This window comes from Chitinophaga japonensis (assembly GCF_007830125.1).
GTDB lineage: Bacteria > Bacteroidota > Bacteroidia > Chitinophagales > Chitinophagaceae > Chitinophaga > Chitinophaga japonensis.
This window is the reverse complement of record NZ_VLLG01000003.1, coordinates 946776-961193: the sequence shown is the minus strand read 5'-3', so window position 1 is coordinate 961193 and position 14418 is coordinate 946776. Positions and strand designations below refer to the sequence as shown.

Annotated in this window: 10 protein-coding genes; 8 read left to right on the top strand and 2 right to left on the bottom strand. The window is 54.9% G+C overall.

The window, feature by feature from the left end:
• Positions 1 to 97 precede the first annotated feature (97 nt).
• Positions 98 to 592 (bottom strand): metallophosphoesterase family protein, encoded by a 495-nt coding sequence (locus tag LX66_RS12925; RefSeq protein WP_262713211.1) that lies wholly within the window; start codon positions 590 to 592, stop codon positions 98 to 100.
• A gap of 418 nt (positions 593 to 1010) precedes the next feature.
• Between LX66_RS12925 and LX66_RS12920 the strand changes: the two genes are divergently transcribed.
• From LX66_RS12920 to purU, 7 genes are all read left to right on the top strand, one after another.
• Complete coding sequence (locus LX66_RS12920; protein ID WP_145714039.1) at positions 1011 to 4235, top strand: SusC/RagA family TonB-linked outer membrane protein; 3225 nt, start codon at positions 1011 to 1013, stop codon at positions 4233 to 4235.
• Positions 4236 to 4254: 19 nt separating this feature from the next.
• Positions 4255 to 6078, top strand: coding sequence for a RagB/SusD family nutrient uptake outer membrane protein (locus LX66_RS12915; RefSeq protein ID WP_145714036.1), 1824 nt, complete (start codon positions 4255 to 4257; stop codon positions 6076 to 6078).
• Between the two features lie 35 nt (positions 6079 to 6113).
• Positions 6114 to 7718: a DUF5123 domain-containing protein gene (locus LX66_RS12910; protein WP_145714034.1), complete on the top strand. Its 1605-nt coding sequence runs from the start codon at positions 6114 to 6116 to the stop codon at positions 7716 to 7718.
• A 24-nt stretch (positions 7719 to 7742) separates the two neighbouring features.
• On the top strand, positions 7743 to 9077 hold the full coding sequence (locus LX66_RS12905; protein ID WP_170232375.1) for a pectate lyase family protein: 1335 nt from the start codon (positions 7743 to 7745) through the stop codon (positions 9075 to 9077).
• 175 nt (positions 9078 to 9252) lie between these two features.
• Entirely contained in the window at positions 9253 to 10443 is a 1191-nt protein-coding gene (locus tag LX66_RS12900) for an ankyrin repeat domain-containing protein (protein ID WP_158642623.1), read from the top strand.
• Positions 10444 to 10447: 4 nt separating this feature from the next.
• Positions 10448 to 11788, top strand: a complete 1341-nt coding sequence (locus LX66_RS12895; RefSeq protein ID WP_145714028.1) for an ankyrin repeat domain-containing protein — start codon at positions 10448 to 10450, stop codon at positions 11786 to 11788.
• A gap of 146 nt (positions 11789 to 11934) precedes the next feature.
• Positions 11935 to 12798, top strand: coding sequence for a formyltetrahydrofolate deformylase (purU, locus tag LX66_RS12890; protein ID WP_145714025.1), 864 nt, complete (start codon positions 11935 to 11937; stop codon positions 12796 to 12798).
• 75 nt (positions 12799 to 12873) lie between these two features.
• Here purU and LX66_RS12885 read toward each other — a convergent pair whose 3' ends face one another.
• A complete protein-coding gene (locus LX66_RS12885; RefSeq protein WP_145714022.1) occupies positions 12874 to 13479 on the bottom strand; it encodes a hypothetical protein in 606 nt (201 codons plus the stop codon).
• 101 nt (positions 13480 to 13580) lie between these two features.
• On the opposite strand from LX66_RS12885, the gene LX66_RS12880 reads away from it, so the two are divergent.
• On the top strand, positions 13581 to 14411 hold the full coding sequence (locus LX66_RS12880; protein ID WP_145714019.1) for a CHAD domain-containing protein: 831 nt from the start codon (positions 13581 to 13583) through the stop codon (positions 14409 to 14411).
• Positions 14412 to 14418 lie beyond the last annotated feature (7 nt).

Below are 14418 nucleotides of genomic sequence, written 5' to 3'. Positions count from 1 at the left end.
AAGAAAAAAGTAAAAAAAGTAAGGCAGCCCTTCATAACAGAGGAGCTGCCTTACTTTTATGATTAATCGCTTTTTTTAATTTTTTACTTTTCCTTTTTTATTTTTTCAACTCTATTACCTCCAGGTTTTGAATGTTCCCCGCCCGCAGCTCAAAACGTACCAGCGTCTTTACCTTGTGCCAGCCCTGCTGCCCGCAGGCGCCGGGGTTGATGTGCAGCAACTGCAGCTTAGGGTCCGGCATCACCTTTAGAATATGGGAATGCCCGCAGATAAAGAGTTTGGGCGCCTTTTGCAGCAGCAGCTCCTTTACGCCCGGCGCATACTTTCCCGGGTAGCCGCCAATGTGGATCATGCATACGGGCACGCCTTCCGCTTCAAAGAAAAGCTGCTCCGGGTAGCGGATACGGATATCTGCCCCGTCAATATTGCCGTATACTGCGCGGAAAGGCCTGAAGGCTTCCAGTTCGTCCGCCAGGGTCACATTGCCGATATCGCCCGCATGCCAGATCTCGTCTACCTGTTCAAAATATTTAAACACCTGCGGGTGCAGGTAGCTGTGCGTGTCTGACATCAGGCCTATTTTCTTCATCATGTGAAAATAGAAAATTCCAGCATCCAAATCCCAAATTCCAAACTGGCGGCTATCACTTCACTAACATTTGGAATTTGGGATTTGGAATTTTTGAGATCGTTACCGGGAACGATTGCGTAAATAAAAGGATCAAAACCGTTGGCAAATAGGAAATTGCAAAGTATACTTGTTTACAGTGGCCTTGGAAATATACCCTGTGGAATCTGTTACCAGATGACTATACCTGGCATTTGTCTTTGAGAGCAGCCATTGTTCACTTTATTTCACGCGTTATGAAAAATGTTAAACACAGATTGCCGATCATTTCTTTTCGGGTACAAGAGCAGTTTTCACAATAATCAATCAGACTATTTCTTTATGACGATCATGCCGCGGCGTGCTGCAGGCATAATATGATATCAACTTCTTAATTCCACTTATGAAAAGACTACTACTCCTTACTGCCATACTATATGGCAGTCTGACCGGCTTTGCCCAAAGCCGCCAGGTAACAGGGACCGTTACCAGCAAAGAAACCGGGGACGGGCTACCCGGTGTAACGGTACGCATCAAAAACACCTCGACAGGGGCTACCACGGATGTAAACGGCCGCTTTGCATTGCCGGTGAAAAGCGATCAGCAGGTAGTGCTGGTGTTCTCCTACATCGGTTATGAAAACCGCACGCTTAGCGCGGCGGCGGGGCAAACGCTCCAGGTGCAATTGCAGGCGGCCAACAGCCAGATGAATGAAGTGGTGGTAGTGGGCTATGGCACCGTGCCGCGCGGAGACTTTACCGGTGCGGTATCTTCCCTGAACGCGCCCAAAGAATTGAAGGACATACCGGCCAATACCGTGGCGGAAGCCCTGGCCGGCCGCCTCGCCGGGGTGCAGGTCACCACCACGGAAGGAAAGCCCGGCGCCGAAATAATGATACGCGTGCGCGGCGGCGGCTCCATTACACAGGACAATTCTCCCCTGTACATTGTAGACGGCATACAGGTGGAGGACGCCTTGTCGCTCCTCTCGCCCCAGGAGATACAATCCATCGATGTGCTGAAAGACGCCGCCTCTACCGCCATTTACGGCGCGCGCGGCGCCAACGGGGTGGTGATCATCACCACCAAAGGCGGCAAGGCCATGAAAACAAAGGTGAGCTACGACGGCTATGCCGGCATCAGGAAGATCGTGAACAAACTGGACGTGCTGGAGCCCTATGACTATGCAATGTACCAGTACAAACTGTACAATTACAATACGGACGATCTTACCAAAAAGGCCTTTCGCGATAAATACGGCCGCTGGGAAGACCTGGAGCTGTACCGTGATGTACCGCTGACCACCTGGCAGGATGAAGTGTTTGGCCGGGATGCCTGGAACAAAACACACGTGGTGACCGTAAGCGGCGGCTCCAAGACCACCACCTTTAACCTGACGCTGAACAATGTATCGGAAGACGGGATCATGCTGAACTCCGGCTACCGGCGCACCATGGGCTCCTTCAAATTTGACCACAAAGCCACCGACCGGCTGCGCATAGGCCTCACCGCCCGCTACAGCCGCCAGCGCATAGATGGGGTAGGCACTTCCGCTACCGGCTCCCAGGGCACCAACCGCTTGCGGAACGCCGTTCGCTACAAACCCTTCATTGCGCCGGGCGACGAGGACATGGTAGACGTGTTTGACCCGGAATACGCCAACCTCACCAACCTGACCAGCCCCGTGTTGCTGGCCAATAACGAACTGAGATACGATTACAGGAACGACGTAAACCTTAGCGGCTACTTCAGCTACAATATCACCAAACAGCTTACCTTCCGCAGCGTGACGGGTATTACCGGCACCAACCGGCGCAGCAATACCTATAATGGCAAGGTGACCAGCGTGGCGCGCTCCAACGCAGACATGCCCGTGGTGGTGATCGGCACCGGTGAGACCATGAGCCTCACCAATTCCAACACGCTCAATTACAAGAACACCTTCAACAAAAAACATAATCTCGATGTACTGGCCGGCCAGGAGATCTATCAGCAGAAAAGCAAAAGCTTTAACAGCACTGTAAAATGGATGCCGGTAGACCTTACGCCGGAGCAGGCTTTTGCCGGCATACAAAAAGCCACGCCGCCTACCGGGCAAATACAGGACCCGCCCACCACTTCAGAAGCGGAGCACCGCCTGATCTCCTTCTTTGGCCGGGTCAACTATGCCTATGACGGCAGGTACCTGGCCACTTTTACGGCGCGCCAGGACGGGTCGTCCAAGTTCCTGTACGAGAACGGCTTCGCCTTCTTCCCCTCCGTGGCGCTGGCCTGGCGCGCCAGCCAGGAGCGCTTCCTGCAGGGCCTGCGCTGGCTTTCGGACCTGAAGCTGCGCGTCAGCATCGGCACTTCCGGCAACAACCGCATCGGTAACGACCTGTTCAAAACCATGTACGGCACCAGCACCTCCAGCTATGCTTTTGAAGAAGCCGTAACGCCCGGCCTGGCGCCGCTGTCCCTTTCCAATCCCCGGCTTAAATGGGAGACCACGGTGGCCCGCAACCTGGGCCTTGACTTCGGCCTATTTAACAGCAGGATAAACGGCTCCATAGACTTGTACCGCAACAGTACCCGTGACCTGCTGCTGGGCGTGAAAATACCTACCACCACCGGCTATACGGACCAGATACAGAACGTGGGGCGCACCCAGAATACGGGGATAGAATTACAATTGAGCGCGGTGGTGATGAACACCCGGAATTTCACCTGGAACGCCAGCTTTAATATTGCTTCCAACAGGAACAAGATCGTAAGCCTGGGCATAGATCCCTCCGGCAACCCGCTGCAGTCCTACCTGGTGCAGTCCGGCTGGGTAAACAGCCTCACCGATTTCCTGGTGGAAGTAGGGCAGCCCATCGGGCAGTTCTACGGCTACGTAACGGACGGCTATTATACCATCGATGATTTTGACTACGATGCGGCCACGCAACGATATACTTTGAAACCCGGCGTCCCCAACAGCAGCGCCGCCGCGCTGGGCGCCAAAGAAGTACAACCCGGCGACCTGAAGCTGAAGAAACTGTCCAAAGATTCCTCGACGGTCATCGGCCTGAACGACCGGACCGTATTGGGCAACGCGCAACCCAAATTCTACGGCGGCCTTAACCAGCAGTTTGCCTGGAAAGGCTTCGACCTGAGCATATTCGTGAACTTCTCCTATGGCAACAAGGTGTACAACGCCAACAAGATCGAGTTTACCACCGCCTACCTCTATAAGGATAACAACCTGCTGTCCTTTATGAAAGACAGTTGGAAATGGTATGACGACAACGGGGTGCGGGTAACGGACCCGGAGCAGTTGCGCGCGCTGAACAAGGACACGAAATACTGGAGCGCTCCCGGCGGCAATTACTTCCTCCATTCCTTTGCCATAGAGGATGGCTCTTTCCTTCGCATCAGCAATGTTACCATCGGCTATTCGCTGCCGGAACGCCTGCTGAAAAGAACCAGGGTGTTCTCCAGGTTTCGTATATACGCTACGGTTAACAACCTGCATACGTTCACCAGGTATACCGGCTATGACCCGGAGGCCAACACGCGGCGCAATAATCCCCTTACACCCGGTGTGGATTACGCCGCCTATCCCCGCAGCCGGTTTGTGCTGGCCGGTGTGAATGTTTCCTTTTAACTGCTAAATCCCGCACTCCATGAACAAACGAATATATATACTGCTCACCGCTGCCGCTATGCTGGCAGCAGCCTCCTGCAAAAAATACCTGGAGGTGGAATCGCCTTCCACCGTATCGCAGGAAGCGGTCTTTTCAAGCGTTTCCAATACCAATGCCGCCGTTGTAGGCGTATATGCGATGCTGATAGGCGACAACGGGTACGGCAGCCGTATTGCTACTTTATTCCCACAGTCTGCAGACGATTTCAAAACATCCGGCGACTACAATGCCAATGACCGCCGGGGCATCAGCACCTACGGCGCCAGCCCGGGCAATACGGACCTGCCCCGGCCCTTTAACCAGTTGTTCGAAGGGATAGAAAGGGCGAATGTCTGCATCAGGTACATACCGCTGTCTCCCCTGTACACGGGAGGTACGCCCGCTGAGCAGGCCACCATGAAAAAACTGTACGGCGAGGCGCTTGCGCTGCGGGCGCAGTTCTACTATGAGGCCATCCGCAACTGGGGCGACCTGCCTGCGCATTTTGTGCCGGCGGCAGACCTGCCGGACCTCTACCTGCCCAAAACAGACCGGGACACCATTTACGACCGGCTGCTGGACGACCTGGCCCTGGCAGCGCAACTGGTGCCCTGGCGCACGGAATCGCCCGACCAGAACATCCGCCTTAGCAAGGGCGCCATCAAAGGGCTGCGCGCACGTATAGCCCTGGCCCGCGGCGGTTACTCCCTGCGCAGCGATCCGCATGTAATGGCCCGCCGGGAGGATTATAAAAAATATTACCAGGTAGCCTACGATGAATGCAAAGAGATCATGGAGCACCCGGAACAGCACGACCTGAACCCGGTATATGAAAACCTGTTTAAGACCCTGCACGGCGGCACCCGCCTGGATGATGCGCACGAGCTGATGTTCGAGGTGGGCGCCTTTGGCGGGAATGCCAGCACGGACAGCAAGCTGGGATACTACAACGGGCTAAGGCATAACGATGGCTCCAGGTTTGGCCGCGGTGGCGGGGGCATCAATGCATTGCCCACTTATTTCTATGAATTCGACTCCATTGGCGACTGCCGCCGCGATGTGACCATCGGCAGCTTCGAAATTGACGCCAACAGTAAAAAGATCCTGAATACGGCCGCCAACATGACGGATGGCAAATTCAGGCGGTCCTGGACCAGCATCAGCGGCACTTCCCAGAACCTGGCCATTAACTGGCCCATACTGCGCTTTGCGGATGTGCTGCTGATGTTTGCCGAAGCGGACAATGAGCTGAACAACGGCCCCTCTCCCGCTGCTGCCGACGCCCTGATGCGCGTTCGTAAAAGGGCCTATGCAGGGCATGAGGACCGGGTACCGCCGGCGCCGGCTGATAAAGCAGGCTTCTTCCAGGCCATTGTGCAGGAGCGCCTGCTGGAATTTGGCGGGGAAGGCATCCGTAAGTACGATCTTATACGCTGGAACCTGCTGGCGGTGAAGCTGGAGGAGACCCGGCAAAAGCTCCGCCGGTTCATGAACGGGGAAGGGCGTTATGCCCAACTGCCCTTATATGTGTACGCCAAACCGGCCGACTATAACATCATTCCATCGGTAACGGAAGTGGCTACACTGGATACCTATGGCGGCCCCGTTTCGCAGACCCTGTTTGAGCCGGGCGCCGGCGACTCCAAATCTCCGGATAATGCTTATACCACCAGGGCCTGGCGCGCTTCAGTGAACGAAGATTACCTGAGCAGCGACCGCAAAGGGTATGTGTATTATTTCGAGGAAAATAAAAAAGAACTGCTGCCGATACCTACCGATGCGCTGAACACCAATTTCCGGCTTACGCAGAACTGGGGGTATTGAACGGCATTGGTATCTAACAAAACAAACTTTTTCACATGAACCTATTATCACGCAACATATTCCCGGCGCTTTCCCTGGCATGCCTTATACTGGCGGGTATGGCCGGCTGTAAAAAGCAGGAGGAAGAGCTGGCCCTGGAACGCATGTTCATGCCCACGGGAGACATTGCCATCACCACGGACGATACCAGCGCGATGCTTACCTGGGATGCCGCCCTTTTCACCCGGGGGCAGGTGATCAGCTATACCGTAGAGCTCTCGCAGGATACCCTGTTCCAGTCGGCCGGGCAAACCTTTACGACTGATACTTCCGGCATTACCATCACACAGGAGCACCTGGCGCCCAGGGAAAAATATTTTATCCGCGTCAAAACCAACGGCGCCAACGGCACCCCAGAATCAAAGTGGCTGACCAGCAATGGATTTTCCATTACCGGGGAGCAGTTGTTCCTGCCGCTGGAAAGCACGGACATTATTGATAAGGCGGTGATCCTGAAATGGGAAGCTACGCCGGGGCTGACAAAAATTGTGATCACACCGGCCGGAGGCACGTCGCTAACCATACCGCTCACCGCAGCAGAAAGTACGGGTGGACAGAAAATGATCAGCGCCCTTACGCCTTCTACCCAATACACGGCGGAACTGTTCAAAGAAGAGCAGAGCAAAGGATACCTGGAGTTCAGCACCAAAGCCTCCCTGAGCGGTGATCATATAGTGGACCTGAGCGGCATTACCGGCCGGCCTTCCGTGCTGGCGGATACGCTGCCCGCGCTGGCCGCAGGCAGCATTGTGGTGCTAAAACGCGGCGAAACCTATGAGGTCTCCTCCGAGCTGGTTGTCAGCAATGGGGTCAGCATTATCAGTGAGAACAGCTTTGACCCGGCGCTACCCGTTATTTATTTCAGCAGCAACATGAACATTGCTACGGGCAGCAATATCGATTCACTGGTATTCCGTGAGCTGACCCTGAGAGGCAGCAGCTTCTCCAGCAAATATGTAATGAACATCAACAAAGCCGGCGCCATCGGGAATATCAGCTTTGAGTCCTGCCACATCGAAATATTCCGGGGCGTGGTACGCCTGCAAACCTCCGCCGTCGGCGGCACCCAGGTGAACAGCGTGAACATTAACAACTGCGTAATAGACAGCATTTCCAACTATGGCGTGATCAACGTGGACAATGCCGCCTGCGCCGTGCAGCACATCGCCGTGCAGAACAGCACCATCTACAAAGCGGAAAAAGTGCTGGTCAGCAAGCAGCAGTCCACTTCCGTGGTGCTGGATGCATGCACCATCCATGAAGCGCCCCAGGGAGGCGGCTCCAACTACCTGGTGGACTATAATGCCAACCAGGTGGTCAACGGCATATCCGTGATCAACTGCATACTGGGCACCGGCAGGAACAATAACGGCAACCTGACGGTCAGGGGCATCAGAGCCGGCGCTTCCACGCAGGTATCATCCGGCAACAGCTATCATACCGCGGATTACGAGGCGGTCAGCCATGCCATTCCCGGCCTGATACCCTATGATGGCACCGCTGCCGGCCTGTTCCTGGCGCCGGCGCAGGGCGACTTTACCATCACAGACAACAGCTTTGCAGGGCGCAGCACTGCGGGAGATCCCAGGTGGCGGCCATAAAATCCATAAGACAAAAATATTCAGATGAAAAAACAAAACTGGCTTACCTGCCTGCTGCCAGCCCTTGCGGCCTGCCTGTTCAGCTATTGCCTGCGGGCGCAGCAGCCCGCCTTTCCCGGCGCGGAAGGTTTTGGAAAATATACCTCCGGCGGCCGGGGCGGCCGGGTGCTGGTGGTAAGCACCCTGGCAGACAGCGGCCCGGGTAGCCTGCGGGCAGCCGTCAATACCAAAGGTCCGCGGATCATTGTATTTGCCGTATCAGGCACCATCGCCCTGCAGTCTCCCCTGCAGATACGGCACAACGATGTTACCATTGCCGGGCAGTCCGCTCCCGGTGATGGCATCTGCATCCGGAACTACCCTACTTACATCAACGCCGACAACGTGATCATCCGCTACCTCCGCTTCCGGCTGGGCGACGAAGCAGGCCAGGAGAGCGATGCGCTGGGCGCGCGGAAGCACCGCAATATTATTATTGACCATTGCTCCCTTAGCTGGTCCGTGGATGAATGCGCCTCCTTTTACTGGAACCGGGATTTTACCATGCAATGGTGCATTGTCAGCGAAAGCCTGAACCGCTCCGTGCATGTAAAGGGCGCCCATGGCTATGGCGGCATCTGGGGCGGCGAAAAGGCCAGCTTTCACCACAACCTGCTGGCCTGCCACAACAGCCGGAATCCGCGGCTGGCCGGTTCCGCCACCACCCGCAACCCGGAAGGCGAGCTGGTAGACTTCCGCAATAACGTGATCTACAACTGGATGGGCAACAGCATATACGGCGGCGAGCAGGGGCAGTACAACCTGGTGAATAATTATTACAAGCCCGGCCCGGCCACCCCCGCGTCCAAACGCAGCAGGATCGTGAACCCCTCCCGGCCCTATGGCCGCTTTTATGTGCACGGGAACTATGTGCACGGCGATAAACAGGTGAGCCGCAACAACTGGAACGGCGGTGTGCAGTGCGACAGCCCGGCGGCCACAAAAGCCGCTACTCCTTTTGAAGTGTTGCCCCTACCGCCGCAAAGCGCCCTGCAGGCTTACGGACAGGTGCTGCAAAAGGCCGGGGCCAGCCTGTACCGGGATGCAGTAGACAGCAGGATCGTAGCGGAAGTGCGCAGCGGCCGGTCCAGCGCAGGCGCGCTGCATAATGGCATTATCGATACACCTGCGGACGTGGGCGGATGGCCTGAGCTGCGCAACGTTCCTCCTCCAGCGGACACCGATAGCGACGGCATGCCCGATACCTGGGAAGCTGCGCATGGCCTGCATGCCGACAACCCGGCAGACGCCGCCGCTCACCAACTGGACCCCGGGTATACGAACGTGGAGGTGTATTTGAACAGCCTCGCCGCAAAATGAATGGCTGCAGCGCGTTACACGGCGACTACAAGTGGAAAACAGGGCGTCTACAATGCGCCTACAAACCTTATTATGAAATAATAACCAAATACTTACACATTTCACAAGCGCATCATTCAACCGGGGATATTTGATGAGAACTTCTATTTTTGCAGGTAACCCAAGACATCATGCTATGATTGAAGTTAACACGCTTGCGGAGGCGCTGAACAAAGGGCTCCTGGACGAGGCAAGGAAACAGATAAACCAGGGGCAAAAGCTGCCGAAAGATCTCCCCTCCCACCAGAAAAGAAACATCTATGACCGGCTCCTGCAGTCAAAAGCCTTTGACATCGTTCATGCGTTGACGGCAAGTCAAACCATCGAAACAGATCTTTATGAATATGAGAAGCTGGATGGCTCCGTCTTTGAAAGTATTTTCCGGAATACCGGCGCAGCGCCGGCGGACCTGGAGTTCCTGGCATCCTTCCTGGAAAAGATCGACAATGTTAATGACGCGGTCAATAACCAGACCTTGCTGGAACTGGCATTTACCCATTCCGTGCCCCTTGAGCAGATCCGGGTACTGGCGGATGCCGGTTGCGATATTCATTACAAGGATAATTACGAGGAAAGCTACCTGCATAAGATCATAAAGGAGTACTCGATCAAGGAAGAAACCGGCGTCGGGTACCTCGATTACCTCCTTGGGCAGGGGCTTGATCCGAACGCCGGCAATATTGTCCGGAAAACACCCCTGCATGAGGCCCTGGAAAGAAACAAGCAAAAATACGTGGAGCTGCTGCTGCAGCAGGGCGCCGATCCCAACCAGCCCGGCAAGGACGGGGAGACCGCCTTTTATATCGCCATTGTACACCAGGTATGCGACGCCGCGCTGTACGAAAAAATGGCCCAATACGCGCCCCCTGATTTCGACATCGCCAATAAAGACGGCGAAACGGTTCTCTGCGGAGCGCTACGCATGCGTCGCAATGCTTCTGAAGCTGAGGTGCGGCTGGTAAAAGCGCTGATCCGCGACGGCGCTGATATTTACCAGACCTCCCTTTATTATAATAAAGACAAAGCCGCGCTGGACTGGGTAAGCGAGCAGCCCGCCGGTATGCTGGAAGGTATCCTGGAAACCGGTGTGGTAGACCCGGACCGCCGCGACAACGAGGGCAACACCCTGCTGCACAAAGTATGCGGCTACAATGTTAATTATGACCAGGAGGCCGCACGGCAGCTATACCGGAAGGTAAAAATGCTGATAGCCGCAGGCGCGGATGTCAACATCAGCAATGACCAGGATCAGCGCCCGGTGGACCTGGCAGCGCAGGACAACCTGAAGGTAAAAACCGTTGAGCTACTGTTAAAACATAAAGCATAGTATCATGTCAATGTCATTCATCATTGCCTGTGAGAGCGGCAAACGCAAGATAGCAGAAACCCTGCTGGCCAATAATGAAGTGGATGTTAAATACACCGATGAAAAAGGAAGAACGGCATTGCACTATGCTGCGCACCATGGCTACCTGGACCTGGTAAAGCTGTTGCTGGATGCGGGCGCGGTCCTGGACTACGAAGATCACAACGGGGAAACCCCGTTTTATTTTGCCTGCCTGCAGAAACAGAAGCAAACCGCGCTTTCCCTGCTGGAACGTGGCGCCAGAACGGATATCAACGACCTGCAGGGCAACAGCCTGCTGCACCTCGCCGCCAGAACCGGCCAGAAGGAAGTGATGGAACGCCTGCTGCAACAGGGCGCGCAGGCAGACCAGGAAAACAACCAGGCGGAAACGCCGCTGTTCATTGCAGCCGCCTTCCGCAACAGGGATATTGCCCAACTGCTGATCGATAACGGCGCTCATGTAAATACCACCAATAAAACAGGCGACAGCCCGTTGATCGTGGCCGTTCGCGCCAAAAACCCCGCGATGGCCACCTGCCTGATCAGCAACCATGCGGATGTGAATCATACCAACCATGCCGGCGAATCCGCCCTGCTCATTGCCTGCTATGATACCAACCGCGCGCTCACGCAACTGCTGTTAGCGCATGGCGCCGATGTGTTCACTACCTCCCGGGAAGGCCTCTCCCCCATCTGGTATGCCTGCGCCAACAACCAGAAGGAGATCGTGTCCATGTTCCTGGACAAAGGGATTGACGTTAACTTCAGCCAGCCGCTGTCGCAGGATACAGCGAGCATGAACAGCTACCTGGACTGGGTGGAAAGCGCCGGCAATCTTTCTATTACGCAGGCCTACAGTTTTAACCACACCTACAGCTATGGCGGCGAAAGCCTGCTGCATGTAGCCGCCAAGAACGGCCATCTCAGCATGGTAAAACTGCTGCTGGAGCGCGGCGCCAATATCAACGGGCAGGACGAATCCGGCAATACCGCCTTACACTATGCCAGCTCCGCCGGCAAAAAGGACATCGTAAAATACCTGCTGGAACAACAGGCGGATGTATCCATCGTGAACACCAAGGAGCAGAAAGCCATTGACTATGCCTCCATCAAAGGCTTCAACGAAATTGCGGCGCTGCTCCTCAGCTATCACTCGCCTGCCGCCAAAGCCACGCCCGGTGCGGCTCCGTCCCAAACGGCTCCTGCCCAGCCAGGCGTTGCGGATATTAAAAAGGCCCTGCTGGACCTGAAGGAGCTGCTGGACGCAGGCATATTATCCCAGGAGGAGTTTGACGCCCAGAAAGCAAAAGTGCTGAATGCTTAAAATTCCAAATACCAAATGCCAAATTCCAAAATGCAGGCGGGGCACCCATAACACGGAGCAGTTCCGGTTAGCCAGGTGATAGCCTCCGGTTGGAATTTGGTATTTGGTATTTGGAATTTGGTATTTTGCATTATAAAAATTTCCGCATGCATGTGCATATCACCGGCAGGCTCCTGATCTGCTGCCCTGACCGTCCCGGCATTGTGGCCGGCGTTTCACAGTTCCTGTTCTCCCATGGCGCCAACATACTGGATGCCAGCCAGCACAGCACCGATCCACGGGAAGGGCTGTTCTTCATGCGCATGGTGTTCCACCTCGAAAATACCGGTATGAGCCGGCAGCAACTGGAAGATGATTTCCGGGAAAAAGTAGCGCTGCCCAGGCAAATGGAATGGCGTATTGATTATACGGACCACCGGAAGCGGATGGCCATTATGGTGTCCAGATATGATCATTGCCTGATGGAGCTGCTCCTGCGCTGGCGCAGCGGGGAGCTGGAGGTGGACATTCCACTGGTGATCTCCAACCACGAGCAGCTCCGGAAGCTGACGGCTGATTTTGACATTCCTTTTCACTATCTGCCGGTGGATGCCATTAACAAACAGGAGCAGGAGCAGCGAACCATTGCGCTGCTGCAGGAGCATCAAACGGATTTTATTGTACTGGCGCGGTACATGCAGATACTTTCGCCGGACTTCGTTAGCGTATTCCCCGGGCGGATCATCAACATCCATCACTCCTTCCTACCCGCCTTTGCCGGGGCGCGGCCTTACCTGAACGCCTATACCAGGGGAGTAAAGCTGATCGGGGCTACGGCTCACTACGTGACCGACGACCTGGATGAAGGGCCTATCATTGAGCAGGATGTGGCCCGGGTAAGCCATAAACATTCCGTGGGCGACCTGGTGCTGCTGGGACAGGATATTGAGCGGCAGGTGCTTACCAGGGCGGTGAAAGCGCATATCGAGGACAGGGTGATCGTGCACGGGAACAAGACGATCGTGTTTTAAGTAAAAAGTAACGAAAGAAAAAAGGCAGCGCTTTTCTATGAAAGGCTGCCTTTAATTTTTTTCTTTTTTCTTTCGTTACTTTTTACTTATAAACTTCCCCAGCGCCTTGCCGGCATCGGCATAAGCTTCGGCAATACGCACGCCGGTATCGAAGTCAAAACCGCCAAATATGCGGCCCTGCGCTTTATCCACCGCAATTTTAGCCAGCGGCTTACCGGGGTGCGCGGTTTCCACGATCCATACTTCACCGTTCATGGACGCGTTCTTGCGCCATACGCCAACATTGAAACCAGGTTCAATAAAGCTGGTCTTAAAGATCAGCGTGTACTTTGCATTGGGCTGATGGCCGGCTTTCAGATCGCCGTTGTCATTGAACAGCTCAATGAACTTGGGTTCGTAGCGGGCCGCCCGGTCGTCTTTCCATGCCTTGGCCCAGGTGTCGCCCCTGCCGGCCTCTTTCTTGTTGTACTCCTCCGTTTTCTGCCGGATGTACTCATCTTCCTGGTCAAACTTGCCTACTTTCAGGTTTTCATAGGTAAATTCCGTGTTGATCTCGGTTTGTCCCTCTAATACATCAAGATTGCCCGTTGTCAGCTTCAGGCGCTGCGCGCTTACGGATAACGATAAAGTACAGGAAAAGGCCGCTAATAATGCACCGGCCATCATCGGGATTAATTTCATTTGCAAATGTTTGTGGTTATAAATGACTGTTGAATAACTGGGATGTATGGTACGCTTGTGAAACCGATAGCAAATATATACTAACTTTAATACAGTTATATATGATCGGGGAAACTTTACATCAGTACCTGGCCGCGCAATGCCACACCATTACGGAACTGCTGCCCCTCATTCACAAAAAGGCGGATGAAAAGGCTGTGCACAAACTGCGTGTATCCGTTAAAAAAGCGCGCGCCTGCCTGCAACTGGCCAGGCAGCTCACCGGTCATGGCTTCAATGGAAAGAAATATGTACAGTTGCTGAAAGTGCTGCACCAGGCCGCAGGCGCCCTGCGCGACCTGCACCTGCAACAGGCATACCTACAGCACTATACGAAAAGCAAACGCGCGCATTACCGGGGCTATCACCTGCTGCTGCAGCAGCACTGCCAATTGGCGGCCCGGCAGGCACAGGCTATTGCAGGCACTTTCCCGCTGGCTTTCATAAAGGAACTGCCCGGGCGGCTGGAAAAAAAACTGGACCATCACGCCGCTTCACGGAAAGACCTCAGCGCCTACCTGCAGGAGCAGTACGCCGCTATTACCATACCAGCGGGGAATGTACCGGCGGAAAAATGGCATGACCTGCGCAAACAGGTGAAACGCCTGCACTATCAACTGGAGATCGTACAGCCCTGTTTCAGCAGGCAGCAGCAGCCACCGCTGGAAGCAATGCTACGCTTTACAGGCGAGGCCGGCTCCCGGCTGGGCGACTGGCATGACCTGCTGGCCTTCCGGCAGTTCATGAAAGATAACGTGCAATTGATGCGGAGAGAGAAGATAAATGTGCCGGCAGGTACGGACCAACTTTTACTTGCAGTAACAGGCGATATCAGGAAACAACTGCAACAGTGCCGGCAATGGCTGCAGCAGCGGCCGGCCATTGAATGGTAAGCCTGCC

Bases quoted from the DNA above. Each gene is read 5' to 3' on its own strand.
- LX66_RS12905 (WP_170232375.1), top strand. From the start codon at position 7,743: ATGAAAAAACAAAACTGGCTTACCTGCCTGCTGCCAGCCCTTGCGGCC.
- LX66_RS12915 (WP_145714036.1), top strand. From the start codon at position 4,255: ATGAACAAACGAATATATATACTGCTCACCGCTGCCGCTATGCTGGCA.
- purU (WP_145714025.1), top strand. From the start codon at position 11,935: ATGCATGTGCATATCACCGGCAGGCTCCTGATCTGCTGCCCTGACCGT.
- LX66_RS12895 (WP_145714028.1), top strand. From the start codon at position 10,448: ATGTCAATGTCATTCATCATTGCCTGTGAGAGCGGCAAACGCAAGATA.
- LX66_RS12885 (WP_145714022.1), bottom strand. From the start codon at position 13,479: ATGAAATTAATCCCGATGATGGCCGGTGCATTATTAGCGGCCTTTTCC.
- LX66_RS12910 (WP_145714034.1), top strand. From the start codon at position 6,114: ATGAACCTATTATCACGCAACATATTCCCGGCGCTTTCCCTGGCATGC.
- LX66_RS12880 (WP_145714019.1), top strand. From the start codon at position 13,581: ATGATCGGGGAAACTTTACATCAGTACCTGGCCGCGCAATGCCACACC.
- LX66_RS12925 (WP_262713211.1), bottom strand. From the start codon at position 592: ATGATGAAGAAAATAGGCCTGATGTCAGACACGCACAGCTACCTGCAC.
- LX66_RS12900 (WP_158642623.1), top strand. From the start codon at position 9,253: ATGATTGAAGTTAACACGCTTGCGGAGGCGCTGAACAAAGGGCTCCTG.
- LX66_RS12920 (WP_145714039.1), top strand. From the start codon at position 1,011: ATGAAAAGACTACTACTCCTTACTGCCATACTATATGGCAGTCTGACC.